Genomic DNA, 24,516 nt, shown 5'->3' with positions numbered 1-24,516 from the left:
GCGGGGCGGCGGGTCAGAGTTCGGGGCCCTCCCCGGGCTCCTCCTGGTAGGAGTAGCGCTGTTCCCGCCACGGATCGCCGACGTTGTGGTAGCCGCGCTCCTCCCAGAAGCCCCGGCGGTCGGCGGTCATGTACTCCACGCCGCGGACCCATTTGGGTCCCTTCCAGGCGTACAGATGGGGGACGATCAGCCGCAGCGGGAAGCCGTGCTCGGCGGTCAGCAGTTCGCCGTCCTTGTGGGTGGCGAAGAGGGACCGCGCGGACGTGAAGTCCTCGAGCCGCAGGTTGGAGCTGAAGCCGTACTCCGCCCACACCATCACATGGGTGACGTCGGGCGCGGGCGGGGCGATGTCGACGACGGTGCGCGCCGGGATCCCGCCCCACTCGGCGCCGACCATGCTGAACTTGGTGACGCAGTGCAGGTCGGCCACGACGGTGGCGTACGGCAGTGCGGTGAACTCCTCGTGGTTCCAGCAGTGCTTCTCACCGTCGGCGGTCGCGCCGAAGATCCGGAAATCCCAGCGCTCGGGCCGGAACTTGGGGACCGGCCCGTAGTGGGTGACCGGCCAGCCCTTCTGCAGCCGCTGCCCCGGCGGGAGCTCGGGATGTGCCGCTCCTTCTGCTGCGCGCTCCCCCGATTCGCGTTCCGCCGGCTGACCCATGTCTCCATCCTGACAGACCGGGGGCGATGCCCCTGAACCGGGCCCGGCAGGTTCGGGCAATCGGGCGTGAAACGGACTGAGTATGTACGTACTTACTAAGTCATCACTTACTGGACGATTGTCCGCGCCGGTGCAATCATGCGCCCCAACCTGCCAGTTCCCGCGCGGAAGGAGCCCATGCGATGCAGGGCGACCCCGAGGTCATCGAATTCCTGAACGAGCAGCTGACCGCCGAGCTCACGGCGATCAACCAGTACTTCCTGCACTCGAAGCTGCAGGACCACAAGGGCTGGACGAAGCTGGCCCAGTACACGCGTGCCGAGTCCTTCGACGAGATGCGGCACGCGGAGGTGCTCACCGACCGCATCCTGCTGCTCGACGGCCTGCCGAACTACCAGCGGCTGTTCCACGTCCGGGTGGGGCAGACCGTCACCGAGATGTTCCAGGCCGACCGGGAGGTCGAACTCGAGGCGATCGACCGGCTGCGCCGCGGGGTGGAGGTCATGCGCAACAAGAACGACATCACGTCGGCCAACATCTTCGAGGCGATCCTGGCCGACGAGGAGCACCACATCGACTACCTGGACACCCAGCTGGAGCTCATCGAGAAGCTGGGCGAGTCGCTCTACCTGTCCACGGTCATCGAGCAGTCCCAGCCCGACGCGTCCGGCCCGGGAACGGGCGGCTTCTCGACGCACTGACTGCCGGGGACGGGCCCTAAGCGGCTTCCGGAAGCTCCGTGGTGAGCGGCTGCCCGCCCTGGTCGATCAGCTGCCGGCGCGGGCAGGAGCCGCGGCCGAGCAGCGCCTGGATGCGCCGCACGCAGCCGCCGCAGTCGGTGCCGGCCTTGCAGACGGAGGCGATCTGCCGGGGCGTGCACGCTCCGGCCGCCGCGTGGCCCCTCACCTGTTCCTCGGTCACGCCGAAGCAGCTGCAGACGAACACGCGGGTCACCTCCCGACGGAGTACTGGGTCGAGCCGAACCGACCCCTGATCGGTGAGGCTAACCTAACCTTACCTGCCGCCTCCGGGGCACAGAAGAGGGGTGGGGCGCCCTCGCATGTGATGCGCGCCCCACCCCTTCCCGCCGGGTCACCGGCGGGTCCCGCTACTGGTCGCGGTACATCTCCGCGACGAGGAACGCCAGGTCCAGGGACTGGCTGCGGTTGAGCCGGGGGTCACAGGCCGTCTCGTAGCGCTGGTGCAGATCGTCGACGAAGATCTCGTCGCCGCCGCCCACGCACTCGGTGACGTCGTCACCCGTCAGTTCCACGTGGATGCCGCCCGGGTGGGTGCCGAGCTCCTTGTGGACCTCGAAGAAGCCCTTCACCTCGTCGAGCACGTCGTCGAAGCGACGGGTCTTGTGGCCGGAGGCCGCCTCGAAGGTGTTGCCGTGCATCGGGTCGGTCACCCAGGCCACGGTGGCACCGGACGCGGTGACCTTCTCGACCAGCTCGGGCAGCTTGTCGCGGATCTTGTCCGCGCCCATCCGCACGATGAAGGTGAGCCGGCCGGGCTCGCGCTCGGGGTCGAGACGCTCGATGTACTGCAGCGCCTCCTCGGCCGTCGTGCTCGGACCGAGCTTGATGCCGATCGGGTTGCGGATCCTCGAGGCGAACTCGATGTGCGCGTGGTCCAGCTGCCGGGTGCGCTCGCCGATCCACACCATGTGCCCGGAGACGTCGTACAGCTGCCCGGTGCGGGAGTCCACCCGGGTCAGCGCGGACTCGTAGTCGAGCAGCAGCGCCTCGTGCGAGGAGAAGAACTCGACGGTCTTGAACTCCTCCGGCTCCGCGCCGCACGCCTGCATGAAGTTCAGCGCCTGGTCGATCTCGCGGGCGAGCTGCTCGTAGCGCTGGCCGGACGGGGACGACTTCACGAAGTCCTGGTTCCAGGCGTGCACCTGGCGCAGGTCGGCGTAACCGCCGGTGGTGAAGGCGCGCACCAGGTTCAGCGTGGAGGCCGACGCGTGGTACATGCGCTTCAGCCGCTCGGGGTCCGGGATCCGGGCCTCTTCGGTGAAGTCGAACCCGTTGACCGAGTCGCCCCGGTAGGTGGGCAGCGTCACGCCGTCGCGGGTCTCGGTCGGCTTGGAGCGCGGCTTGGAGTACTGGCCGGCGATCCGCCCGACCTTCACCACGGGCACGGAGCCGGCGTAGGTGAGCACGGCGCCCATCTGCAGGAGCGTCTTGAGCTTGTTGCGGATGTGGTCGGCGGACACGGCGTCGAAGGCCTCGGCGCAGTCGCCGCCCTGGAGGAGGAACGCCTCTCCCCTGGCGACGGACGCCATCCGGGCGCGCAGCTGGTCGCACTCGCCCGCGAAGACGAGCGGCGGATACGACTCGAGGTCCGCGATCACTGCGCGCAGAGCCTCGGTGTCGGGGTACTCGGGCTGCTGCGCCGCGGGCAGGTCTCGCCAGGTGTTGCCAGCGCTCGGGCTGGTCTTAGCGTTCACGGTCACGGAACCCACATTACGGGGTCGGATCGGTCGTCCAGCCTGACGCCCAGCAAATGAGACAGGGGCCGCACGGCCCGGGAATGCGCTAGGGTCGGGGCCATGTTCGCGCACTCGACCCGTAACTGGTGGTGGACCGCTCTCCCGGCGGCCCACTGACTGCGCGTACGCACAGACTGCGCGAAGGCCGCCCGAGGGGCGGCCTTCGGTGTTTTCCGGGTCGTTCCTCCGACGCTCATGACGGTTCCGCTCATGACCGAGACGAAACGAGGAACGTCCCCCATGGACCTGGCACAGCTTCTCCACGACGACCGCCCCTTCGCCCTGCTGCGCCGCCGCACCCCCGGTCACGACCACGGGGTGGTCGAGCTGCTGATCGGCCCGGTGAGCACCCGCGAGCACCTGGCCGACCTCCCCGACGAGGGCCTGGCGCTGGTCCCCTTCCGGCAGATCCGCGAGCGCGGCTTCGACGTGCGCGACGACGGCACGCCGCTGCTGGTGCTGACCCCCGAGGAGCGCCACGACATTCCCCTCGCCGAGGCCCTCCGCCGGCTCCCCGCCCATGAGGTCCGTGTCGAGGGCGGCGGCTTCGACGTCGGCGACGAGGAGTACGCGCGGATCGTCGGCCGGGTCCTCGACGAGGAGATCGGAGGGGGCGAGGGCGCCAACTTCGTGATCCGCCGGACGTACGAGGGTGAGATCCCCGGGTTCGGGCGGTCCGACGCGCTGGCACTGTTCCGGCGCCTCCTGGAGGGCGAGCGGGGCGCGTACTGGACGTTCGTCGTCCACACCGGGGACCGGACGCTGGTCGGGGCCAGCCCGGAGGTGCATGTCAGGGCGTCCGGCGGGACGGTCGTGATGAACCCGATCAGCGGCACCTACCGCTACCCCGCCGAAGGGCCCACCCCCGAGCACCTGCTCGACTTCCTCGCCGACGGCAAGGAGATCGAGGAGCTGTCGATGGTCGTCGACGAGGAACTCAAGATGATGTGCACCGTCGGCGACATGGGCGGGGTGGTGGTCGGCCCCCGGCTGAAGGAGATGGCGCACCTCGCGCACACCGAGTACGAGCTGCGCGGCCGGTCCTCGCTGGACGTGCGCGAGGTGCTGCGGCAGACCATGTTCGCGGCGACCGTCACCGGGTCGCCGGTGCAGAACGCCTGCCGGGTGATCGAACGGCACGAGGTCGGCGGACGCCGCTACTACGCGGGGGCGCTGGCGCTGATCGGCCGGGACCCGGGGAGCGGCGGGGCGGAGGGTTCCGTCGCCGCCCAGACGCTGGACTCCCCCATCCTCATCCGGACCGCCGACATCGACGCGGCCGGGCGGCTTCGGGTGCCGGTCGGGGCCACGCTGGTGCGCGGCTCGGACCCGGCGGGCGAGGTGGCGGAGACCCACGCCAAGGCGGCCGGGGTGCTGGCGGCCCTGGGGGTGCGTCCGGGACGTCCGCGCGAGGAGGCGGCACGGCCGCGGCTGGCCGGCGATCCGCGGGTGCGGGCGGCGCTGGACGGGCGCCGGTCCCGGCTGGCGCCGTTCTGGCTGCGGATGCAGGAGCGGTCGGCGGAACTCTCCGGGCACGCCCTGGTCGTCGACGGCGAGGACACCTTCACGGCGATGCTCGCCCACGTGCTGCGCGCCACCGGTCTGGAGGTGACCGTGCGCCGGTACGACGAGCCGGGGCTGCGGGAGGCGGTGCGGGCGCACGAGGGCCCGGTGGTGCTGGGCCCCGGTCCGGGCGACCCGTCCGACTCGGCCGACGCGAAGATGCGCTTCCTGCGCGCGCTGACCGCCGACGTCGTCCGGGACAACCGCCACGGCGTCCTCGGCGTCTGCCTCGGCCACGAGCTGATCGCGGCCGAGCTGGGCCTGGAGATCGTCCGCAAGGACGTCCCCTACCAGGGGGCCCAGACGGAGATCGACCTGTTCGGGCGGACGGAGACGGTCGGCTTCTACAACAGCTTCGTGGCGCACTGCGACGACGACACCGCCCGGGAGCTGGCCGCGCACGGCGTCGAGGTGAGCCGCACGGCGGGCGGTGAGGTGCACGCGCTGCGGGGCGCGGGCTTCGCGTCGCTGCAGTTCCACCCCGAGTCGGTGCTGACGCTGAACGGCGCGACGGTGGTGCGGGAGCTGATGGGTCAGCTGCGGGGCACCAGCACGTTCTCGGAGCGGCGGCCCGCGGTGTAGTCGAGGACGTTGTCCACGGTGGTCTCGACGATCTGTCCGACGGCGTCCTCGGTGTAGTACGCCTGGTGGGAGGTCATCAGCACGTTGGGGAAGGTGACGAGGCGGGCGAGGGTGTCGTCGTCGACGGCCTCGAGGGACTTGTCGAGGAAGAACAGTCCCGCCTCCGCCTCGTACACGTCGAGGCCGACGCCGGTGAAGCGGCCCGCGCGCAGTTCGGCGACGAGGGCCGCGGTGTCGATGAGACCGCCACGGCTGGAGTTCACCAGGATCACGTCGTCCCGCATCGCCTTCAGGGCGTCGGCGTCGATGAGGTGCTGGGTCGCGGGGAGCAGCGGGACGTGCAGGCTGATCAGGTCGGACTCGGCGAGGAGCTGCTCCTTGGGGACGTACGTCATGCCGAGGTCCCGGCAGGCGGGGTTCTCGGCGACGTCCCAGCCGAGCAGCCGCATGCCGAAGCCGTGGGCGATGCGGGCGAACGCCTCGCCGATCTTCCCCGTGCCGAGGATCCCGGCGGTGCGGCCGTGCAGGTCGCGGCCCATCAGGCCGTCGAGCCGGAAGTCGAAGTCGCGGGTGCGGATGGAGGCGCGGACGACCCGGCGGTTGACGGCCATGGCGAGGGTCCAGGCGAACTCGGCGACCGAGTACGGCGAGTAGTACGAGACCCGGGCGACCGTGAGGCCGAGGCGTTCGGCGACCTCCAGGTCGACGTTGTTGAAGCCGGTGGAGCGCTGGGCGACCATCCGGGTGCCGCCGGCCGCGAGGTCGGAGAGCACCTCGGCGCCGAGGTCGCAGTTGACGCTGGTGGAGATGATCTCGTGGCCCGCCGCGATGGGGGCGGTGTCCGCGTTGAGGAAGACGTCCAGTCCGCGCACCGGGTGGTGGCCCTCGAAGGCCCTTTCGATCAGGGGCTTCTCGTCCGCCTGCACACCGAACGCCAGGATCTCCACGGGTTCCCTCCGGATGTCGTGCGGGGTGTTGCCGTACCGGCGAATATACGGGCGCCGCTCGCCCGTCCGGGCGGGGACGGGCGGGGACGAACCTGTGCGGGGCCGTCTACTCGTCGTCGAGGCCGCGCTCGATGGCGTAGCGGACGAGCTCCACGCGGTTGTGCAGCTGGAGCTTGCCGAGGGTGTTCTGCACGTGGTTCTGCACGGTGCGGTGGGAGATGACGAGCCGTTCGGCGATCTGCTTGTAGCTGAGGCCCTTGGCGACCAGGCGCAGCACCTCGGTCTCCCGGTCGGTCAGCCGGGGGGCCTTGCCCTCCCCGTCGGCGGGCGCGGCGCCGGCCGGTTCGGAGGCGAGGCGGCGGTACTCGCCGAGGACGAGTCCGGCCAGACCCGGGGTGAACACGGGGTCGCCGGCGGCGGTCCGGCGCACGGCGTCCTGGAGTTCCCCGGTGGAGGCCGACTTCAGCAGGTAGCCGGTGGCGCCGGACTTCACCGCCTCCAGGACGTCGGCGTGCTCGCCGCTGGCCGACAGCACCAGGACGCGGACGGCGGGGTTCGCGGCGACGACCTCCTTGCAGACCTGGACGCCGGGCTTGCCGGGCAGGTTCAGGTCCAGGACGAGGACGTCGGGTGTGGCGGCCTTGGCCCGGCGGACCGCCTGGTCGCCGTCGCCGGCGGTGGCGACGACCTCGAATCCGGACTCGGACAGGTCGCGGGCGACGGCGTCGCGCCACATGGGGTGGTCGTCGACCACCATGACCCTGATCGGACCGGCCGGCTCGCCGGTGGTCTTCGTCATCGCTGCTCCGCCTTCCCCCGCGGGTCGTCCACGTTCTTCGTCCCCTTCTCCCCGGCGTCCTTGGGCACCTTCAGTTCGACCTCCGTGCCCTGGCCCGGTACCGAGATCAGCTCGGCGCTGCCGCCGAGGTCGCGCAGCCGGCCGCGGATGGACAGGGCCACGCCGAGGCGTCCCTCCCCCTCGGCCTGGGCGAGCCGTCCCTCGGGAATGCCGGGTCCTTCGTCGCGGACGGTGACGATCACCTCGTCCGGTTCGTCCTCGACGAGGATCCACGCGCGCGCCCGCTCCCCGGCGTGCCTGCGCACGTTGTCCAGGGCGGCTCCGACGGCGGCGGCCACCTCCCGGGCGGCGGCCGGCGCGAGCGGCACCGGCGCTCCGGGCTCCGCGAGACTGACCAGGGCTCCGGCGTAGGGGGCGAGCAGGGAGCGCAGGTCGACCGGGCCGTCGTCCGCGGCGGCCTCCTCGTCCCGGTCCACGGCCCGTACGACGGCGCCCCGGGCGGTGTCCTTCGAGACACGGGAGACGGGGACGAGGCCGCCGGAGACCAGGGTGCGCAGGGCCACCTCCTGCTCGCCGGCCATCCGGCCGAGCTCCGCGGCCTCGCCGCCGATCACGGCGCCGCGCCGCTGCACCATCGCCAGCACCTGGAGCACGCTGTCGTGGATGTCCCGCGCGAGCCGCTCGCGTTCGCGGGTCGCCGCCTCGATCTCCAGGGCGCGGGCGAGGGTGCGCTCGGAGGCGCGGGCCACCTCGACGACGTAGCCGATGGCGATGGAGGCGACCCAGACCAGGATCACGTTGTGGACGGTGTCGCGGGCGGGGCCGCCGCGTTCGATCAGGTTGGCGACGGCGACGAGGGTGGAGGCGAGGGCCGCCCAGCGCCAGCCGCCCTTGACGGCGAAGGCGAGGACCGATCCCGCGGTCCAGATCGACGGCAGGGTCGGGCCGCCCGCGTGGACGCGCTCGGCCGCGTCGGCGACGGGGGTGAGCAGGATGCCGGTGAGCGCGAGGGTCAGGTCGGCGGCGAGGAAGCGCTTGGTGCAGGCGGCGGCGCTCGCGACCTTGGGCAGGGTGGCGAGGGTCCACACCGCGAGCACGGCGAAGAAGCCGACGGCGAGCCAGGGGCGGGTGAACTCCTCGTGGGCGGCGGCGAACAGCCCGACCGCGTACAGCATGGTGAGGACCCGGTAGCCGGCCAGGGCGCGCCACAGCGGCTGCTCGACCGACATGCGTACGACTGTCTCGCGCTTGGCCATGTCCCCCATGCCCCCGTCCGGCCCGCTCAGGGGCCGGAGCCTCTCTCGGTCCGCTCCCGGTCGGACTGCTCCATCGCGGCCCTCAGCTTCTCGGCCTGTTCCTTCTCGGCGCGGGCGAGGGCGGCCTTCGCCGCCTTCTCCGCTTCCTTCTCGGCCTTGGCCGCCTCCGTGAGCTGCCGCTTCATGGCGGTGGCGTACATGTCGACGTACTCCTGGCCGGAGAGCTTCATGATCTCGTACATGACCTCGTCGGTCACCGCGCGCAGGACGAACCGGTCGTGCTCCATGCCCTGGTAGCGGCTGAAGTCGAGGGGCCGGCCGATCCGGATGCCGGGCCGCATCAGCTTGGGCATGACCTGCCCGGGGGGCTGGATCTTCTCCGTGTCGATCATGGCGACCGGGATCACGGGCGCCCCGGTGGCCAGCGCCACGCGGGCGAGACCGCCCGGCTTGCCGCGGTAGAGGCGGCCGTCGGGCGAGCGGGTGCCCTCGGGGTAGATCCCGAACAGCTCACCGCGCTCCAGCACCTCTATGCCGCTCTTGATCGCGGCCTCACCGGCACCGCGCGCCCCGGAGCGGTCCACGGGGAGCTGTCCCACGCCCTTGAAGAAGGCGGCCGTCATCCAGCCCTTCACGCCCGGGGTGGTGAAGTACTCGGCCTTGGCGATGAAGGTGACCTTGCGGTCGAGCACGGCCGGGAGGAAGAAGGAGTCCGAGAACGACAGGTGATTGCTGGCCAGGACGGCGGGGCCCTCGGCGGGGATGTTCTCCAGGCCCTCCACCCAGGGCCTGAAGGCGAGCTTCAGCGGCCCTCCGATGGCGACCTTCATCGTGCCGTACAACAACCGAGTGCCTCCCGTGCGTGTTGGTCAGACCATATCCCGGAGAGCCGTCGAAGGGCCCGACGGCCCTGGTCGGTGTCAGTGCGGTCGCGTACGGTGAAGGTCCTGCAATCCGTGTGCCGCCCGTGTCCGGCCGTCGTGACGCGCCGGCGCTTCCCACCGACACGGATCGACCCGTCGATCCGTCGACCCACCGACTCATCGACTCATCGACTCATCGACCCATCGAACAGGAGGCCGCAGGTGTCGCTCCTGCCCGGCGCCGAGCCGTTCCGCCACGAGGGCGGGGAGACCGCCGTTCTCCTCTGCCACGGCTTCACCGGTTCGCCGCAGTCGCTGCGCCCCTGGGCGGAGTATCTCGCCGCGCGCGGCCTCACCGTCTCGCTGCCGCTGCTGCCCGGGCACGGCACCCGCTGGCAGGATCTCGGGGTCACCGGCTGGCAGGACTGGTACGCCCAGGTGGACCGCGAGCTGCGGCTGCTGCGGGACCGTTCCGAGCGGGTGTTCGTGGCCGGGCTGTCGATGGGCGGCGCGCTCGCGCTGCGGCTGGCGGCGCGGCACGGCGACGCGGTCGGCGGAGTGATGGTCGTCAACCCGGCGAACAAGGTGCACGGGGTGGCCGCGCACGCCCTTCCGGTGCTGCGTCACCTCGTCCCGGCGACGAAGGGCATCGCGAGCGACATCGCCAAGCCGCTGACCAGGGAGCTCGGGTACGAGAAGGTGCCGCTGCACGCGGCGCACTCGCTGCGGAACTTCTTCCGGCTCGTCGACGGCGAGCTGCCCGGGGTCACCCAGCCGCTGCTGCTGATGCGCAGCCCCCAGGACCATGTCGTGCCGCCCGCGGACTCGGCGCGGATCCTCGGCCGGGTGTCCTCGGCGGACGTGACGGAGGTCCTGCTGGAACAGAGCTACCACGTGGCGACGTTGGACCATGACGCGGAGCTGATCTTCGAGGAGAGCGCCGCGTTCATCGGCCGACTGGCGCCCGGCGCGGTCCAGGAGCCCGGTCTCGGCAAGGAAGGGACGACCACAGGTGGCTGAACACGACGCGGACCGTGAGGGCCGCGAGCCGGAGGAGAAGGGCGTCCCCTTCGACGAGACCGCCGCGTGGGAGGCGATCGTCGCCGGTTACGGCGAGGAGCCGCCGGACCCGCCGGGCGCCAAGCCGTTCAAGTCCGTCGAGGATCTGGCGCTGCTGGAGGCGGAGACCAACGACGAGGACGGCGCCGGGACCAAGGCGCCGCCCCGGAAGGCGGAGGACAAGCCGGCCAAGCCGCTGGGCGGCTCCGTCTCCTTCGCCCCCGGCGTCGGCGGCGGTGGCCCGCGCGACTACAGCGTGGCCGAACCCGCGGAGGAGGACCTCGACGAGAGCGACGAGGGCCACTTCGTCCCGCCGGAGCCGCCACCGCTGCCGGAGACCGACGTGACCTCCCGGTTCGCCTGGCTCGGTGTGCTGGGCGGTCCGCTGCTCCTGCTGCTCGCGGTGCTCCTCGGCTGGGAGATGACCTGGTGGCTCACCACCCTGTGCATCGGCGGCTTCCTCGGCGGCTTCGCCACGCTGGTGATGCGGATGCGCACGGACGAGGACGACGAGGACGACCCCGGTCGCGGCGCGGTGGTCTGACCGCCCGCTTCGGCTAGGAGGCCGGGACCCGGAGCGCGGCCAGCACCGGAAGGTGGTCGGTGGCCGCGGCCAGGTCCCGCTCGCTCACCCCGGGCTGCCCGTGCGGCACCCCGCACCCCAGCACGTCGACGCCCTCGCTGACGAAGAGGGCGTCGATCCGCCGGTGGGGTTCGTTCCGGACCCAGGTGTGCTCGCCGCCCCGGGGCGCGGCGGCCCAGCAGTCGGTCAGGGACTCCCCGAGCCGCCGGAAGGTGCGCCCGTCCGGCCCCTCGTTCAGGTCCCCGCCCGCCACCACGTGCTGCACACCCATCCCGGCGAGCCGGTCGAGCAGCATGCCGCCCTGCGCGTACCGCTCGTTCCGGTCCAGGGACAGATGACAGCTCAGCACCCCGACCCGCGCCCCGCCGAACCGTACGACGGCGGTGGCGAACCCGCGCCGGTGCTGCCCCGGGGTGAGCGGCAGCAGCACGTCCTCGGTCCGCTCGACGGTGGCCCGCAGCGAGCACAGCAGCGCGGGCCCGGCGGCGGTGGCACCCCCGGAGAGCATCACCAGGTGGGACTCCGACGCCAGCCGGGCGAGCTTCTTCCGCCACCGGAAGAACCGCGGCGCCTCCTGAAGCAGCACCAGATCGGGCGCACACGCACCGATCACCCGGGCGAGCGCCCGGACGTCGTCCCGCATCGACCGGATGTTGTAGCTCAGCACCCGCACGACGGCCGAACCGTCGGACTCGGTCCGGGAGTCGGGCAGCAGCGGAGTCGTCGCCATGGGGATCAACATACGCCGACCGTCACACACCGACCCGGGCCAGTGCTCCATCCGCCCGGGAAAGCCTCGTCAACCGGAGCGGGCCACCCCCGAACCGTGGGCCCGCCCGCCGTACGGCTCGGAGCCCGGATCCCCGCGCCTCCTTGTGCCGGCGGAGCGAAGCGGTGGCGCGGCGACGGCTGCGCCCGCCGTCCCCGGAGGGAACAGGCGGGCGCGGACGGGTGGGTGAGCGGAGGTCACATGATGGGGTCGGGTTCGCGGGCCAGGTCGGCCGCGCCGACGAGGCCGGCCTTGTTGCCGAGCTGGGCGCCGAGGACCTCGGCGACCGGGCGCCAGTTGCCGCCGACCAGCCAGCGCTTGTAGGACTTGCGGATCGGGCCGAGGACCAGTTCGCCCTCGTCGGAGAGGCCGCCGCCGACGATGAACGCGGAGGGGTCGAAGAGGGAGGCCAGGTCGGCCAGGCCGGCGCCGACCCAGCGGGCCAGCTCGCGGTAGGAGTCGACGGCCACCCGGTCGCCCTGGCGGGCGGCCATGGAGACGTGCTTGCCCTCGATGCCCTCGGGGGTGCCGTCGCCGAGGGAGAGCAGCGTCTCCGCGTTCTCGGGGGTGGCGTTGGCGCGCTGCTTGGCGTAGCGGACGAGGGCGCGGCCGGAGGCGTACTGCTCCCAGCAGCCCTGCGAGCCGCAGCCGCACAGGAGGCCGTCCGGCACCATGCGGATGTGGCCGAACTCGGCGGCCACGCCGAAGTGGCCGCGGCGCAGCTTGTTGCCGATGATCACGCCGCCGCCGAGGCCGGTGCCGAGCGTGATGCAGATGACGTTGCGGTGGCCCTTGCCCGCGCCGAACTTGTACTCGCCCCAGGCGGCGGCGTTGGCGTCGTTCTCCACGACGACCGGGAGGCCCGCACGGGCCTCGACCTTCTCCTTGAGCGGCTCGTTGCGCCAGTGGATGTTGGGGGCGAAGTAGACCTCGGAGCGCTGGCGGTTGACGTATCCGGCCGCACCGATGCCCACGCCGACGATGTCGTGTCCGGTGCGCGCTCCTTCCACCGCGGAGGCGATGGCGTCCACGATCTCCTCGGGCGTGCCCGGGGTCGGCACCTTGTGGATCGAGAGGATGTTGCCCTCCTCGTCGACCACTCCCGCCGCGATCTTGGTGCCGCCGATATCGACGCCGATGGTGAGTCCCATGAATCCCTCAGTTCCGGTCGAGCCCCGCTACCGCCAACGGTACCCGAGGCTCTGCCCGGGAAGTCCCGGCGTCCGTACGGTGGGCGACGCGGCGGGCACCATGGGTGTTCCGCCGGGACCGTGGGGTCAGTCCAGGTCGATGTGCTCGCCGGCCCCGGTGCCCGGGTCGTCGCCCCGGTCACGGTGCTCCCCGGTGTCGCGGGGGCGGGGGTCGGGGGCCGTCCAGCGGCGCTCCTGGTCCTGCACGGCGGAGCGGTAGGCGGCGAGGAGTTCGCTGCCGGCGGCGGCGAGGTGGTCGAAGACGTCCGGGTTGCGTTCGATGACGGGTTCGACGGCGGCCTTCGCCTGCTCGACGACCTGGCGGACGACCTGCTGGGCGGCGGGTCCGGCGACCGCTCCGAGGAGGGGCGACTGCAGGCCGGAGAGCTTGTCGGCGACGGCGTCGACGAGCTTCTTCAGTTCCTCGGCGGCCGAGCCGGGGGGCGGTCCGTACTGAGCGCGGCGGCGGGCCTTCTCCGCCTCCAGGTCCTCGGCGGCCGCGGTCGCCCAGGCGTCGGCGTGGGACGCGGCGGGGGCCGTCCGTACGTCGTCCGCCGGCGTGTCGACGCTCTCGTCCCCGGCGTCGTCGAACGGGGGGAGCTGTTCGCTCATGACGGACTCCTTGACTGCGGGTGGCCTTATCGACGGTACCCGAACGGCCGCGGTCGCTTCAGCGGGTGCGCGGCCACAGCCCCGGATCCGGCCGGAACCGGACGCGCAGCTCGTCCTCGCGCAGGGCGGCGCCGTCCACGGTGCAGCGGCGCAGCGCGGAGGGCAGCGGGACGGTGCGGCGGAACGGTCCCGCGGTGACGACGAGTTCGTCGCCGCGCCGTATCAGGTCGAGTTCGTCCCGGCGGGCGCCCGGGAGGGGGAGGTGCCAGACGAGGACGCCGTCGTCGGCGAGCCGGTCGGTGACCGGCCAGTCGGGGGCGCTGCGGCCCGTCCCGGCACCGGGCACGGCGAGCGCGGCGAGGTCGTCGCCGCCGCGCGGGTCGCGTCCCAGGTGGGCGACCCGGTGGACGTCGTGCGTCTCGCGCCACGCGTCCAGGGTCTTGCGCTGCTGGGCGACGGGTCCGGCGAGCCAGCTGTCGGCGTCGCTCTCCGGCAGGACGCGGGTGGCGATCAGCGCGTCGGTGCGCAGGCCGCGCAGGGCGAGGCCGAGGCCGGCGGTGCGGACGGCGTCGGCGCCCGCGGGGCCCGGTTCGGCGACCAGCCGCACGGCGGTGTCGCGGCCGGCGAGGAGGGTCTCGACGGCGGCGAGCTGGAGGTCCAGGCGGGCCGCCGTCTCGTACAGCCACTCCGCGGGCATCGGCACGCCGGCGAGGCGGCCGAGCACGGGGCGCAGCGCGCGGGCGGCCTGGCGTTCGGGCGGGAGGAGGCGGCGCAGGTGGCGGCGGAGTTCCTCGGGAAGGGCGAGGAGGGCGAGGGCGCGGGGGGCGGGCGGGAGGTCGACGACCAGCAGGTCGTACGCGTCGTCCTGGAGTGCGGCGTCGCGCAGGGCGCGCAGCACGGCGAGTTCCTCCGCGCCGGGGAGGGGGCCGGTCTCCTCGGGTTCCAGGCGGGAGGCGCCGAGGAGGTCGAGGGCGGAGGCGGCACGGTCCTGGAGGGCGGCGAGGTCTTCGCGGAAGCCGGTGTCGGGGTCGACGCGGCGGGCGGTGAGGCCGGGGGCGATCTGGGTGGGCGCGGCCGCGACGGGGGTGCCGAGCACCGCGCCGAGGGTGTCCGTGCGGTCGGTGCCGAGCAGGAGGGTGCGGGTGCCCTCGCGGGCCGCCGTGAGCGCGGTGGCGGCAGCGGTGGTGGTGCGGCCGCTGCCGCCGGGGCCCGTGATCAGGAGGGTGCGCATGGGGGTGAACGCTAACCGACGCCGGGCGGGGACGGGTTGCGGTCACCGGCGCCGGCCGGGTGTCCGCCCCGGGGCGGGCCGGTCTACCGGGAGCCGGATTCCACGCGCTTCTTCAGGCCCGCCAGGGCGCGGTCGATGATGACCTTCTCGGCCTTGCGCTTGATCATGCCGAGCATGGGGATCTTGACGTCGACGGTCAGCCGGTAGGTGACCTCGGTGGTGCCGGGGCCGGCCGGGGCGAGGACGTAGGAGCCGTCGAGGGAGCGGAGCATCTGGGACTTCACCAGGGTCCAGGAGACCTCGTGTCCGCCGGTCCAGGTGTACGCCAGGGTCTGGTCGTCCTTGATGGCGCCCGCGTCCATGACGAGACGCACCTGCTCGGCGCGGCCCTGCTCGTCGGTCTTGAGGACCTCCGCCTCCTTCACCTCACCGGTCCAGTCGGGATAGCGGTCGAAGTCGGCGATCACCCCCATGACGTCGGCCGGTGCCGCCTCGATCGTGATGCTCGAGCTGGTGTGTTCCGCCATCGCCGTGGCTCCTCCAGATGCGGGCCGGTAGTCGTCATGCCGTGCGCCGGACGCCCGGCGCACGCGCGTGCAGCGGAAGGCTACCGTGCGCCGGACCGCCGGAACTCATCCGACCTGGGACATCCGTGCCCTTCCGGTCTCACCACTCGAGCGCCCAGGGCCGTCCGGTGCTCGCGAAGTGGCCCACGTTGACGCATTCGGTGGCGCCGATCCGCATGCGCCGTACCAGCGGCTGGTGCACGTGCCCGAAGAGGGAGTAGCGGGGGCGGGTGCGGCGGATGGCGTCCAGCAGGGCGCGGCTGCCGCGTTCGAAGCGGCGGGCGACGGTGTCGTAGACCAGCTCCGGCACCTCCGGCGGGATGTGCGTGCACAGCACGTCGACCTCGCCGACGGCCTCGATCTTCGCCGCGTACTCCTCGTCGTCGATCTCGTAGGGCGTGCGCATGGGGGTGCGCAGCCCGCCGCCGACGAAGCCGAAGGTCCAGCCGCCGATCTCCACCCGCTGGCCGTCCAGGACGGTCGTGCCGGGCCCGGCGTACTCCGGCCACAGGGGCGGCATGTCGACATTGCCGTACGTGGCGTACGTGGGCGTGGGGAAGGCGGAGAAGAGTTCGGCGTACTGCTTGCGCACCGCCGTCTCGATCGCCGCGGCCCGGTCGGTGCCGATGCCGGCCCACAGCCTCCGCTGGAACTCGCGCGCCTCCTCGAAGCGGCGGGCGGTGCGCAGTTCCACGATCCGGTCGGCGTTCACGGCGCCGAACAGGTCGGGGAAGATGCCGCGCGAGTGGTCGGCGTAGTCGAGGAAGAGCACCAGATCGCCCAGGCAGACGAGGGCGTCGGCGCCGTCGCCGGCCCGGGCGAGGTCGCGGGCGTTGCCGTGCACGTCGCTGACCACGTGGACGCGATTGCGCCGGTTCCCGTCGGGTGTGGATGCCATGGCGATCAAGCGTAGACGCGTGCCGCGCGCGCGTGAACAATGGCGGGCCTACCTGCGGTTACTGGCTCGCCGGTCCGGGGGTGGACTACTGTGCGCAATGGAACACCAACCTGTGTGACGCAGCGAACATCTGGCGGGGACCCCCTGTCCCAGAGGCCATACCGACGGGTAACGTCCGGGCAGTCCAGTCGTGCTCGGGATTTCAACTTGTGAATTCGCGAGCACCCGCCCGAGCCTTGGACCGCACCGTCGCATCGCACAACGTCGTGGCGCCGGCGCCCTAAGAGGAGCAGCAGTCTTGCGCGAGTTCAGCCTTCCGGCTTTGTACGAGGTCCCCGCGGACGGCAATCTGGCCGACATCGTCCGCCGAAACGCCGCGCAGCATCCCGACGTCGCCGTCATCGCCCGCAAGGTGGGAGGGACGTGGCAGGACGTGACGTCCACCACCTTCCTCGCCGAGGTGCGGGCGGCCGCCAAAGGCATGATCGCCGCCGGTGTGCGGCCCGGCGACCGGGTCGCCCTGATGTCCCGCACCCGCTACGAGTGGACGCTGCTGGACTTCGCGATCTGGAGCGCGGGCGCGATCACCGTGCCGGTGTACGAGACCAGCTCGCCGGAGCAGGTGGCGTGGATCCTCAGCGACTCCGGCGCCACCGCCTGTGTCGTGGAGCTCGACGCCCACGCGGCGACCGTGGAGTCCGTACGCGACCGGCTGCCCGCGCTGGAGCACCTGTGGCAGATCGAGGCCGGCGGCCTGGACGAGCTGAACAAGCTCGGGCGGGACGTCACCGACGAGACGGTCGAGGAGCGCAGCTCGGTCGCGAAGGCCGACGACCCGGCGACCATCGTCTACACCTCCGGCACCACCGGCCGCCCCAAGGGCTGTGTGCTGACCCACCGCAGCTTCTTCGCCGAGTGCGGCAACATCGTGGAGCGGCTGCGGCCGCTGTTCCGCACCGGCGAGTGCTCGGTGCTGCTGTTCCTGCCGCTGGCGCACGTCTTCGGGCGCATGGTGCAGATCGCGCCGATGGTGGCGCCGATCAAGCTGGGCCTCGTGCCGGACATCAAGAACCTCACCGACGAGCTCGCCTCGTTCCGGCCGACGCTGATCCTCGGTGTACCGCGGGTCTTCGAGAAGGTCTACAACTCGGCGCGGGCCAAGGCCCAGGCCGACGGCAAGGGCAAGATCTTCGACAAGGCCGCGGACACCGCCATCGCCTACAGCCGGGCGCTGGACACGCCGTCCGGTCCGTCGGTCGGCCTGAGGATCAAGCACAAGGTGTTCGACCGGCTGGTCTACGGCAAGCTGCGCGCGGTGCTGGGCGGGCGCGGCGAGTACGCCATCTCCGGCGGCGCCCCGCTGGGCGAGCGGCTCGGCCACTTCTTCCGCGGTATCGGCTTCAGCGTGCTGGAGGGTTACGGGCTGACCGAGTCCTGCGCGGCCACCGCGTTCAACCCCTGGGACCGGCAGAAGATCGGCACGGTCGGGCAGCCGCTGCCCGGGTCGGTCGTCCGGATAGCGGACGACGGTGAGGTGCTGCTGCACGGCGAGCACCTGTTCAAGGAGTACTGGAACAACCCGGCCGCCACCGCCGAGGCGCTGGCCGACGGCTGGTTCCACACCGGCGACATCGGCACCCTCGACGAGGACGGCTATCTGCGGATCACCGGCCGGAAGAAGGAGATACTGGTGACGGCGGGCGGCAAGAACGTCGCCCCGGCGGTCATCGAGGACCGGATCCGGGCGCACGCGCTGGTCGCGGAGTGCATGGTGGTCGGCGACGGGCGGCCGTTCGTGGGCGCGCTGGTCACCATCGACGAGGAGTTCCTGGGCCGTTGGTGCGCCGAGCACGGCAAGCCGGCGGGCTCGACCGCGGCGTCGCTGAGCGAGGACACGGACCTGCTGGCCGCGATCCAGACGGCGATCGACGACGGGAACTCCGCGGTGTCCAAGGCGGAGTCGGTGCGGAAGTTCCGGGTGCTGCCGGCGCAGTTCACCGAGGAGTCGGGGCACTTGACCCCGTCGCTGAAGCTGAAGCGGAACGTCGTCGCCAAGGACTACGCGCACGAGATCGAGGCCATCTACGCCAAGTAGGGGCGCGGTCCGGGGTGCCGCCCGGGCGCCGTTCGCGGGTGCGGGCCGTATGTGGCTGGTCGCGCGGTTCCCCGCGCCCCCGGGGACGCCCCGATCCGGACGGCGCTCCAGGAGGGAGCCTCGTCACAGGAGCGTCTTCAGCCGTTCGGCCAGGAGGTCCCAGCGCCACTTCTCCTCGACCCAGGCGCGGCCCCGCTCGCCCATGCGCCGGCGGAGTTCCCCGTCGGCGAGGAGGGTGGTGAGGCGGTCGGCCGTCCAGGCCGGGTCGTCGCCCGGCACGACCCAGCCGGTCTCACCGTCGAGGACCGCGTCGGGGGCGCCGCCGGAGTCGCCCGCGACGACCGGCAGGCCGGTGGCGGACGCCTCCAGGTAGACGATGCCGAGGCCCTCGACGTCCAGGCCTCCGCGCCGGGTGCGGCAGGGCATGGCGAAGACGTCGCCGGCGCCGTAGTGCGCGGGGAGTTCGGACCAGGGGACGGCGCCCGTGAAGCGAACGGACGCGGCGACGCCGGTGTCGTCGGCGAGGCGGCGCAGGTCCTTCTCGTAGGGTCCGCCTCCGACGATCAGCAGCACGGCGTCCGGTTCGGCCGCCAGGACCGCGGGCATCGCCCGGATCAGCGTGTCCTGGCCCTTGCGCGGCACCAGCCGGGAGACGCACACGACCACCGGCCGGTCGGTCAGGCCCAGACGCGCCCGCACCTCGTCACCGCCCGAGCCGGGGTGGAAGGTCTTCTCGTCGACGCCCGGCGGCAGCTGCACCATCCGCGCGGCGGCCTCGGGGGTGAGCGCCGAGGCGATCCGGGAGCGCGTGTACTCGCCCAGGTAGGTGATCGTGTCCGTGGACTCCCCGATCCGGCGCAGCAACTGCCGTGCGGCGGGCAGCTGGGCCCAGCCGGCCTCGTGGCCGTGGGTGGTGGCCACGATCCGCTCGGCGCCCGCGCGGCGCAGCGCCGGTGCCATCAGGCCGAGGGGGGCCGCCGCCCCGAACCACACCGAGGTGCAGCCGTGTTCGCGCAGCAGTCCGACGGCCCGCCGGGTGGCCGCCGGGGTGGGCAGCAGCATCGTCGTACGGTCGCGTACGACGGTGAAGGGCTGCTCGGCGTCGAAGGCGGCCGTCGCCTCGACGCCCTCCCGGGAGCGCTTCCAGGTGGAGGCGTAGACGACGAGCCGCTCGGGGTCGAGCCGCAGCGCCATGTTGTGCAGGAACGCCTGGATGCCGCCGGGCCGGGGCGGGAAGTCGTTGGTCACGATCAAGGTCTTGTGCATCGTCGCCGACCCTATCGAACGGTGTTCTGGTCGCCCGTCACGGCGGCGCTCTGTGGCACGTACACCGGTGTCCGGGACATCATGGCCCCTCACGACGGCGCACCGGACGGGCAGGGTTCACGTGAAGACGACGGCCGCACCAGGCTCACTCGCAGGGCTCCTGGTCATCTGGGCGCTGACGAGGGCGGCCCTGCTGCTGTGCGTGCTGAAGGTGATCGTCTTCCCGGGGCCGGACGTCACCAGTGACGTGTCGGTGATCTACCGGGGCTGGTTCGACGTCCTGAGCACCGGAACGTTCCCGCGGGACGACGTGACCTGGCAGTACCCGCCCGCGGCGGCGCTGGCGATCCTCTCCCCCGGTCTGCTGCCGTTCCTGGAGTACGCCACCGCGTTCTTCGTCCTGGCCCTCGTCGCCGACCTGGTCACGCTGGCGCTGCTGCTGCGGGCGGGCCGCGGTCCCGGGCGGGCGCGGCGCGGGGCGTGGGTGTGGGTGGCGGGCGTGCCGCTGCTCGGGCCGACCGTGTACGCGCGTTACGACGTGATGGTGACCGCGGTGGCGGTGGCCGCGCTGCTGGCCGGGGTCCGGCATCCGCGGCTGATGGGGGCGCTGGCGGCGTTCGGGGCGTTGCTGAAGGTGTGGCCGGCGCTGCTGCTGCTCGGGGTGCGGCGGCGCGCCGCGTGGGTGGCGGCGGGGGTGACCGGTGTGGCGGTCGCCGCTCTGTTCGCGGTGCTGATGCCGGGGGCGTTCGCGTTCCTGACGTTCCAGAAGGACCGGGGGACGGAGGTGGAGTCGCTGGGCGCGCTGGTCTTCCACGTGGCCCGGCACCACGGGTGGGAGGGCGAGGTACTGCTCAACTACGGGTCGGTGGAGTTCCTCGGGCCGTACGTGAGCCTGGTGAGTACGGGGGCGCTGTTCCTGTCGGGGGCGGCGCTGGTGTGGCTGGTGGTGTGGCGGGTGCTGGCGCGTCGGTCCGAGCCGCACACGGTCGCGGACGCGGCGTTCGTGGGGGTGCTGCTGTTCACGGCCACGAGTCGGGTGATCAGTCCGCAGTACATGGTGTGGCTGGTGGGGCTCGCCGCGGTCTGTCTGTGCTTCCGGGGGAGCCGGATGGGGGTGCCGGCGGGGCTGGTGCTGGTGGCCTGCCTGGTGACGGTGCTGGAGTTCCCGGTGTGGTTCGCCCATGTGGTGGCGAGTGACGCGCTGGGGGTGTCGTTGCTGGTGGTGCGCAACGGGCTGCTGGTCGCGGCGGCGGTGGTGGGGGGCCGCGGGCTGTGGCGCGCGACCGTACCGGGGCGGCGCGAGGTCGCCGCGGTGCCGGAGCCGGTGCGTGCCGCGGAGAGGTCGGTCGCGTCCTGACCCGGCGGCACGACCGCCCGCGGACGGCGGCGAGCGGGGGCGGGCGCGGGTCAGCGCAGGACCGTGCGGACGTAGTCGTGCCACTGGAGGGTGAAGGCTTCCGGGGTGGTGCCCAGGACCGTGTCCAGGGCGTGCTCGACGGCGCCCTCGCGGGACTCGTGGGCGCCCACCGTGCGGTAGAACTCGCGGAGGCGTTCCTCGCCCCAGTGCTCGGCGATCAGACGGCAGGCCAGCCAGCCGCCCTCGTAGGCGCGGGCCAGGCCGTCCGCGTCCCCGGAGAAGCCGAAGTCCTCGTCCTGCGGCAGGGCTTCGGGGACGTCCCCCCGGCTCACCGCGTGGGCGAGTTCCGGGGCGGCCTCGGCGGGGGCGCGGTCGCCGCCGCGGTAGCCGACCCAGTCGGCGAACCCCTCCGACAGCCACAGCGGCGTCGCGGCGGAGGTGTGGGCGCGGGTGGCGACGTGGGTGGTCTCGTGGGTGAGGACGACCTGCCGGCCCGCGTCGCCGAGCAGCCCGAAGGCGTCCGGGTTGACGATGACCCGGTCCGCCGGACCGCGCCCGTCCGTGCCGGTGGCGCCGGTGGTGACCGCGGCGATCCCCCGGTACGAGGAGGCGGGCGACCCCAGCAGGCCCGCCATGCCCTCCAGGGACCGCGGCACCAGCACGACGACGCGCCGGGGCCATTCCGGGCCCCAGGCGTCGGACACGGCGGGCACCGCGCGGTCCGCGAGCGCCGCGTACTCGCGCAGCTTGACGGCGGGCTGTCCGACGCCCAGGACGAGGCTCCGCTCCCCGCGCACGGCCTGTGCCGCGCCCTGGTCCCACAGCTGTTCGCCCGACGTGCGCGCGGGGCGGTCGGAGTCGACGGACCAGCGGCCCTCCCGGTCCCGGCTCAGGGCCAGGGAGCGGGCGGTGACGACCGGGGCCCGGTCGTGGCCCTCGACGCGGTAGCGCAGGTCGGCGGAGGCGGTGGCCGAGTCGCCGGTGCGGTTCAGGGCGGTGACCCGGTAGGACCAGTCCGCCAGCGGGACCCCGCGCAGATTGTCGAACCCCGCCCGGTCGCCGGTACCGGCGTAGGCGGCGGCGTCCCGCTCCAGGACGGCCTCGGCGCGCCGGTCGAGGAGTGACTGCACCTCCGCGCGGGCGGCGTCGACCGCGGGTCCGCCGCCGCACGCCACCAGGGAGACGAGCAGCAGACACAGCGCCACCACCGACGCCCCCGACACCCGCCTGCGATCAGCCACCTTTCCGAGGGTACGGGCGCCGAGCCGTCCCGGTCAGACCCTGGTGACCGACGAGACCGGCATCATCCCGACCGGGTCGTAGCGCACCGGGGCGCCGGGATAGGGCGCGTGGATCACCTGGCCGTTGCCCATGTACATCCCGACGTGGCTCGCGTCGGAGCGGTAGAGGACCAGGTCACCGGGGCGTGCCTCGGAGAGCGGCACCTGCCGGCCGGCGTACCGCTGGGCCTGCGAGGTGCGCGGCAGCGCGACCCCGGCCTGTGCGTACGACCACTGGGTGAGGCCGGAGCAGTCGAAACCGGAGGGGCCGTTCGCGCCCCACACGTACGGCCTGCCGAGGGCGGAGCGGGCGGCGGCGACGGCCGCGGCCGCACGGCCCGAGGCCGCCGCGGCGCCGGGGCCGGGCAGATCCGCACGGGCGGAGCGGCCGGCCCGGTCCCAGGCGGCGCGCTCGCCGGCCGGGAGGGAGTCGAGCAGTCGGCGGGCCTCGGCGAGCTTGCGCTCGACGGTCCGCTTGTGGGCGGCGGCCGCCTTGCGGCTCCGGTCCAGCGCGCCGAACTTCCCGGCCGCCTCCGCGCGGTCCTGGGCGAGGGAGCGCAGGGCGCCCCGCAGGTGCCTCAGCTCGCCGGCCTGGTGGACGGTGATCCGGTCGAGGACGGAGGCCTTCTCGAGGTAGTCCTCCGGGTCGTCGGAGAGCAGCAGGGCGAGGGCCGGTTCCAGGCCGCCGGAGCGGTACTGGGCACCGGCGAGCGACCCCAGCGACTCCCGCATGGCGTTGACGCGCTGCTGCTTGCGGGCGATGCCGTCCTGCGCGGCGGAGATCTGACGGCGCAGGCCGTCGGCGCGTTCGTCGGCCGCGTTGTACGCCTCGGTCGCCCGCTCCGCCTCCTCGTACAGGCGGTCCACGTCGGCCGCCCGGGTGTCGTCGGGCGGAGCCGCCGCGGCCGGTGCCGCGCCGAGGGCGGTGGCCGCCGCTGACAGCAGGCCGAGGGCGACGACGGCACTCCGGTCGGATCCGGAGGACGGTGCGGTACGGCGATGGGACCCCACGGGAAGCCGCGCTCCTTCCGCTGGCGGACAGGGAAACGCGGCCGACAGTAGCGCCGGGGGCGGCGCACGGACCGAAGGCCCGGGCCCGTACACACAGTGACGCCCCGCCTGTGACCTGCGTCGAAGGCGGGGCGTGGGGCCGGGCGGCGCCGGTGCGATTCCCTCTAACGGGCGCACCGGCGGGCCGTCGGGGAGGTGCTAGACGCGGACGCCGAACATGAAGGGACCGCCGATGGTGTTCATCGACTCGTAGCGCACGACGGTGCCGGTGCGCGGGGCGTGGATGATCTGGCCGTTGCCCGCGTAGAGGCCGACGTGGTGCAGGTCGTTGAAGAAGAACACGAGGTCGCCGACCTTGAGCTGGCTGGCCGAGTAGATCCTGGTGCCCGCTCCGGTCTGCGACTCGGAGGTGCGCGGGATGCCGACGCCGGCCTGGGCGTACGCCCAGGAGGTGAGGCCGGAGCAGTCGAAGGAGGACGGGCCGGTGGCGCCGTAGACGTACGGGGTGCCGAGCTTGCTCTGGGCGGCGGCGAAGGCGGCGGCGGCGCGGCCGGAGCCGGCCGGGACGTTCACGGAGAGGGCGTCGCGCTCGCTGGTGCGGGTGGCACGGTTCTGCTCATCGGCGAGCTCGGCCTTCTGCTCGGCGGTGAGGGTGTTGAGCAGCTTCTGCGCGGAGGCGAGCTTGCCCTGCACTTCCTTCTTCTTCTTGCCCAGTTCGGTGCGCGTGGAGGAGAGGTCCTTGAGCTTCTCGGACGCCTCGGAGCGCTGCTGGGAGAGTTCGCGCTGCTTCTCCTGGATCTTCTTCAGCGCGTCGACCTGCTGGGTGCTCAACTGGTCGAGGGTGGACGCCTTGTCGAGGTAGTCGTCCGGGTCGGCGGAGAGGAAGAGCTGCAGCGAGGGGTCTATGCCGCCGCTGCGGTACTGGGCGCTGGCCATCGAACCCAGGCCGTCGCGCAGCTCGTTGAGCTCCTGCTGGCCCTTGGCGACGTTGTCCTGGATCGTGGAGATCTCCTTCTGGAGCTTCTCCTGCTTCTCCTTGGCGCCGTTGTACTTCTCGGTGGCCTGCTCGGCCTGCTCGTAGAGCTTGTCGACCTTGGCCTTGACCTCGTCCTTGCTCGGCTTCTCGCTCGGGGCCGCGTTGGCGGCCTGGGAGCTCATGACGACGGCAGCTGCGGCAGCGGTGGTGAGCACGGTCACGCGTGCGCGGCTCGGCTGCTTGGGACGACGGTGGGACGCCACGGAGACGAGCTCCTTCTCGAGAGTGATCGCGCGAGCGAGGGTTCGAGGGAGACCCTAGTGATTCTCTTGTGATCAGTTCAAATCCCCGGACGGAAAATCTCCGTCACAGCGGGTTTATCGGGTCTCAACTCACCTGCGGTAACGCCTTCTTGACGCTACGTTGCGTGACGGTTCCGTCAATTCGGTCAATCG

At 72.6% G+C, this 24,516-nt stretch carries 24 protein-coding genes; 7 read left to right on the top strand and 17 right to left on the bottom strand.

The features are described from left to right. Window positions 1-13 precede the first annotated feature (13 nt). Window positions 14-661, bottom strand: coding sequence for a sulfite oxidase-like oxidoreductase (locus IE172_RS04115; RefSeq protein WP_190095651.1), 648 nt, complete (start codon window positions 659-661; stop codon window positions 14-16). A gap of 182 nt (window positions 662-843) precedes the next feature. On the opposite strand from IE172_RS04115, the gene bfr reads away from it, so the two are divergent. After that, window positions 844-1,362, top strand: a complete 519-nt coding sequence (gene bfr, locus IE172_RS04110) for a bacterioferritin (protein ID WP_190095650.1) — start codon at window positions 844-846, stop codon at window positions 1,360-1,362. A gap of 16 nt (window positions 1,363-1,378) precedes the next feature. On the opposite strand, the gene IE172_RS04105 is transcribed toward bfr, so the two are convergent. Continuing rightward, window positions 1,379-1,606: a (2Fe-2S)-binding protein gene (locus IE172_RS04105; RefSeq protein ID WP_190095649.1), complete on the bottom strand. Its 228-nt coding sequence runs from the start codon at window positions 1,604-1,606 to the stop codon at window positions 1,379-1,381. 163 nt (window positions 1,607-1,769) lie between these two features. Next, window positions 1,770-3,122 (bottom strand): class II 3-deoxy-7-phosphoheptulonate synthase, encoded by a 1,353-nt coding sequence (locus IE172_RS04100; protein WP_190095648.1) that lies wholly within the window; start codon window positions 3,120-3,122, stop codon window positions 1,770-1,772. Window positions 3,123-3,218: 96 nt separating this feature from the next. Here IE172_RS04100 and IE172_RS35325 point away from each other — a divergent pair, with 96 nt between their 5' ends. Together IE172_RS35325 and IE172_RS04090 are read left to right on the top strand one after the other, a co-directional pair. Continuing rightward, window positions 3,219-3,275: a trp operon leader peptide gene (locus IE172_RS35325; protein WP_189556047.1), complete on the top strand. Its 57-nt coding sequence runs from the start codon at window positions 3,219-3,221 to the stop codon at window positions 3,273-3,275. Window positions 3,276-3,398: 123 nt separating this feature from the next. Continuing rightward, a complete protein-coding gene (locus tag IE172_RS04090) occupies window positions 3,399-5,303 on the top strand; it encodes an anthranilate synthase family protein (protein ID WP_190096006.1) in 1,905 nt (634 codons plus the stop codon). Here the strand turns inward: IE172_RS04090 and IE172_RS04085 are convergent. From IE172_RS04085 to IE172_RS04070, 4 genes are all read right to left on the bottom strand, one after another. Further along, window positions 5,255-6,250: a 2-hydroxyacid dehydrogenase gene (locus tag IE172_RS04085; RefSeq protein WP_190095647.1), complete on the bottom strand. Its 996-nt coding sequence runs from the start codon at window positions 6,248-6,250 to the stop codon at window positions 5,255-5,257. The two genes, IE172_RS04090 and IE172_RS04085, sit on opposite strands and share 49 nt — an antisense overlap. Before the next feature lie 106 nt (window positions 6,251-6,356). Beyond that, the gene (locus tag IE172_RS04080) at window positions 6,357-7,049 is read right to left on the bottom strand and encodes a response regulator (protein ID WP_190095646.1); all 693 of its coding nucleotides are present in this window, start codon (window positions 7,047-7,049) and stop codon (window positions 6,357-6,359) included. Next, window positions 7,046-8,305: a MacS family sensor histidine kinase gene (macS, locus tag IE172_RS04075; RefSeq protein WP_190095645.1), complete on the bottom strand. Its 1,260-nt coding sequence runs from the start codon at window positions 8,303-8,305 to the stop codon at window positions 7,046-7,048. Before macS ends, IE172_RS04080 begins: the two co-directional genes overlap by 4 nt. A gap of 26 nt (window positions 8,306-8,331) precedes the next feature. Next, on the bottom strand, window positions 8,332-9,135 hold the full coding sequence (locus IE172_RS04070) for a lysophospholipid acyltransferase family protein (RefSeq protein WP_190095644.1): 804 nt from the start codon (window positions 9,133-9,135) through the stop codon (window positions 8,332-8,334). Between the two features lie 255 nt (window positions 9,136-9,390). Here IE172_RS04070 and IE172_RS04065 point away from each other — a divergent pair, with 255 nt between their 5' ends. Together IE172_RS04065 and IE172_RS04060 are read left to right on the top strand one after the other, a co-directional pair. Then, the gene (locus IE172_RS04065; RefSeq protein WP_190095643.1) at window positions 9,391-10,188 is read left to right on the top strand and encodes an alpha/beta hydrolase; all 798 of its coding nucleotides are present in this window, start codon (window positions 9,391-9,393) and stop codon (window positions 10,186-10,188) included. Continuing rightward, window positions 10,181-10,771: a hypothetical protein gene (locus tag IE172_RS04060; RefSeq protein ID WP_190095642.1), complete on the top strand. Its 591-nt coding sequence runs from the start codon at window positions 10,181-10,183 to the stop codon at window positions 10,769-10,771. The genes IE172_RS04065 and IE172_RS04060 overlap by 8 nt, the downstream gene beginning before the upstream one ends. Before the next feature lie 13 nt (window positions 10,772-10,784). Here IE172_RS04060 and IE172_RS04055 read toward each other — a convergent pair whose 3' ends face one another. The 6 genes from IE172_RS04055 to IE172_RS04030 form a co-directional block, all read right to left on the bottom strand. Beyond that, window positions 10,785-11,540: an endonuclease/exonuclease/phosphatase family protein gene (locus IE172_RS04055; protein ID WP_190095641.1), complete on the bottom strand. Its 756-nt coding sequence runs from the start codon at window positions 11,538-11,540 to the stop codon at window positions 10,785-10,787. A 236-nt stretch (window positions 11,541-11,776) separates the two neighbouring features. Beyond that, window positions 11,777-12,730, bottom strand: coding sequence for an ROK family glucokinase (locus IE172_RS04050; RefSeq protein ID WP_190095640.1), 954 nt, complete (start codon window positions 12,728-12,730; stop codon window positions 11,777-11,779). A gap of 126 nt (window positions 12,731-12,856) precedes the next feature. Further along, the gene (locus IE172_RS04045) at window positions 12,857-13,381 is read right to left on the bottom strand and encodes a DUF5304 domain-containing protein (RefSeq protein WP_190095639.1); all 525 of its coding nucleotides are present in this window, start codon (window positions 13,379-13,381) and stop codon (window positions 12,857-12,859) included. A 58-nt stretch (window positions 13,382-13,439) separates the two neighbouring features. After that, window positions 13,440-14,612: an ArsA family ATPase gene (locus IE172_RS04040; protein WP_190095638.1), complete on the bottom strand. Its 1,173-nt coding sequence runs from the start codon at window positions 14,610-14,612 to the stop codon at window positions 13,440-13,442. A gap of 83 nt (window positions 14,613-14,695) precedes the next feature. Further along, window positions 14,696-15,139 carry an SRPBCC family protein gene (locus IE172_RS04035; protein ID WP_190095637.1) on the bottom strand — a complete coding sequence of 148 codons (444 nt, stop codon included), beginning with the start codon at window positions 15,137-15,139 and terminating at the stop codon, window positions 14,696-14,698. A 139-nt stretch (window positions 15,140-15,278) separates the two neighbouring features. Beyond that, window positions 15,279-16,076 carry a metallophosphoesterase family protein gene (locus IE172_RS04030; RefSeq protein WP_190095636.1) on the bottom strand — a complete coding sequence of 266 codons (798 nt, stop codon included), beginning with the start codon at window positions 16,074-16,076 and terminating at the stop codon, window positions 15,279-15,281. 298 nt (window positions 16,077-16,374) lie between these two features. Here IE172_RS04030 and IE172_RS04025 point away from each other — a divergent pair, with 298 nt between their 5' ends. Next, window positions 16,375-18,171, top strand: coding sequence for an AMP-dependent synthetase/ligase (locus tag IE172_RS04025; RefSeq protein WP_190095635.1), 1,797 nt, complete (start codon window positions 16,375-16,377; stop codon window positions 18,169-18,171). Window positions 18,172-18,294: 123 nt separating this feature from the next. Here IE172_RS04025 and IE172_RS04020 read toward each other — a convergent pair whose 3' ends face one another. Further along, window positions 18,295-19,437, bottom strand: a complete 1,143-nt coding sequence (locus tag IE172_RS04020) for a glycosyltransferase family 4 protein (RefSeq protein WP_190095634.1) — start codon at window positions 19,435-19,437, stop codon at window positions 18,295-18,297. Between the two features lie 121 nt (window positions 19,438-19,558). Between IE172_RS04020 and IE172_RS04015 the strand changes: the two genes are divergently transcribed. Continuing rightward, window positions 19,559-20,794, top strand: a complete 1,236-nt coding sequence (locus IE172_RS04015) for a glycosyltransferase 87 family protein (RefSeq protein WP_190095633.1) — start codon at window positions 19,559-19,561, stop codon at window positions 20,792-20,794. Window positions 20,795-20,844: 50 nt separating this feature from the next. Here IE172_RS04015 and IE172_RS04010 read toward each other — a convergent pair whose 3' ends face one another. From IE172_RS04010 to IE172_RS04000, 3 genes are all read right to left on the bottom strand, one after another. Next, window positions 20,845-22,035 (bottom strand): hypothetical protein, encoded by a 1,191-nt coding sequence (locus IE172_RS04010; RefSeq protein ID WP_229885765.1) that lies wholly within the window; start codon window positions 22,033-22,035, stop codon window positions 20,845-20,847. 33 nt (window positions 22,036-22,068) lie between these two features. Beyond that, window positions 22,069-23,085: a C40 family peptidase gene (locus tag IE172_RS04005; protein WP_190095632.1), complete on the bottom strand. Its 1,017-nt coding sequence runs from the start codon at window positions 23,083-23,085 to the stop codon at window positions 22,069-22,071. Window positions 23,086-23,283: 198 nt separating this feature from the next. Continuing rightward, window positions 23,284-24,324, bottom strand: coding sequence for a C40 family peptidase (locus IE172_RS04000; RefSeq protein WP_190095631.1), 1,041 nt, complete (start codon window positions 24,322-24,324; stop codon window positions 23,284-23,286). Window positions 24,325-24,516: the final 192 nt, after the last annotated feature.

The organism is Streptomyces griseoflavus (assembly GCF_014649995.1).
Taxonomy (GTDB): Bacteria; Actinomycetota; Actinomycetes; order Streptomycetales; family Streptomycetaceae; genus Streptomyces; species Streptomyces griseoflavus.
The sequence above is the reverse complement of the archived record's forward strand: the minus strand, read 5'-3'. Positions and strand labels throughout refer to the sequence as shown.

Bases quoted from the DNA above. Each gene is read 5' to 3' on its own strand.
- bfr (WP_190095650.1), top strand. From the start codon at position 844: ATGCAGGGCGACCCCGAGGTCATCGAATTCCTGAACGAGCAGCTGACC.
- IE172_RS04030 (WP_190095636.1), bottom strand. From the start codon at position 16,076: ATGGCATCCACACCCGACGGGAACCGGCGCAATCGCGTCCACGTGGTC.
- IE172_RS04080 (WP_190095646.1), bottom strand. From the start codon at position 7,049: ATGACGAAGACCACCGGCGAGCCGGCCGGTCCGATCAGGGTCATGGTG.
- IE172_RS04070 (WP_190095644.1), bottom strand. From the start codon at position 9,135: ATGAAGGTCGCCATCGGAGGGCCGCTGAAGCTCGCCTTCAGGCCCTGG.
- macS (WP_190095645.1), bottom strand. From the start codon at position 8,305: ATGGCCAAGCGCGAGACAGTCGTACGCATGTCGGTCGAGCAGCCGCTG.
- IE172_RS04090 (WP_190096006.1), top strand. From the start codon at position 3,399: ATGGACCTGGCACAGCTTCTCCACGACGACCGCCCCTTCGCCCTGCTG.
- IE172_RS04055 (WP_190095641.1), bottom strand. From the start codon at position 11,540: ATGGCGACGACTCCGCTGCTGCCCGACTCCCGGACCGAGTCCGACGGT.
- IE172_RS04040 (WP_190095638.1), bottom strand. From the start codon at position 14,612: ATGCGCACCCTCCTGATCACGGGCCCCGGCGGCAGCGGCCGCACCACC.
- IE172_RS04115 (WP_190095651.1), bottom strand. From the start codon at position 661: ATGGGTCAGCCGGCGGAACGCGAATCGGGGGAGCGCGCAGCAGAAGGA.
- IE172_RS04045 (WP_190095639.1), bottom strand. From the start codon at position 13,381: ATGAGCGAACAGCTCCCCCCGTTCGACGACGCCGGGGACGAGAGCGTC.
- IE172_RS04020 (WP_190095634.1), bottom strand. From the start codon at position 19,437: ATGCACAAGACCTTGATCGTGACCAACGACTTCCCGCCCCGGCCCGGC.
- IE172_RS04035 (WP_190095637.1), bottom strand. From the start codon at position 15,139: ATGGCGGAACACACCAGCTCGAGCATCACGATCGAGGCGGCACCGGCC.
- IE172_RS04050 (WP_190095640.1), bottom strand. From the start codon at position 12,730: ATGGGACTCACCATCGGCGTCGATATCGGCGGCACCAAGATCGCGGCG.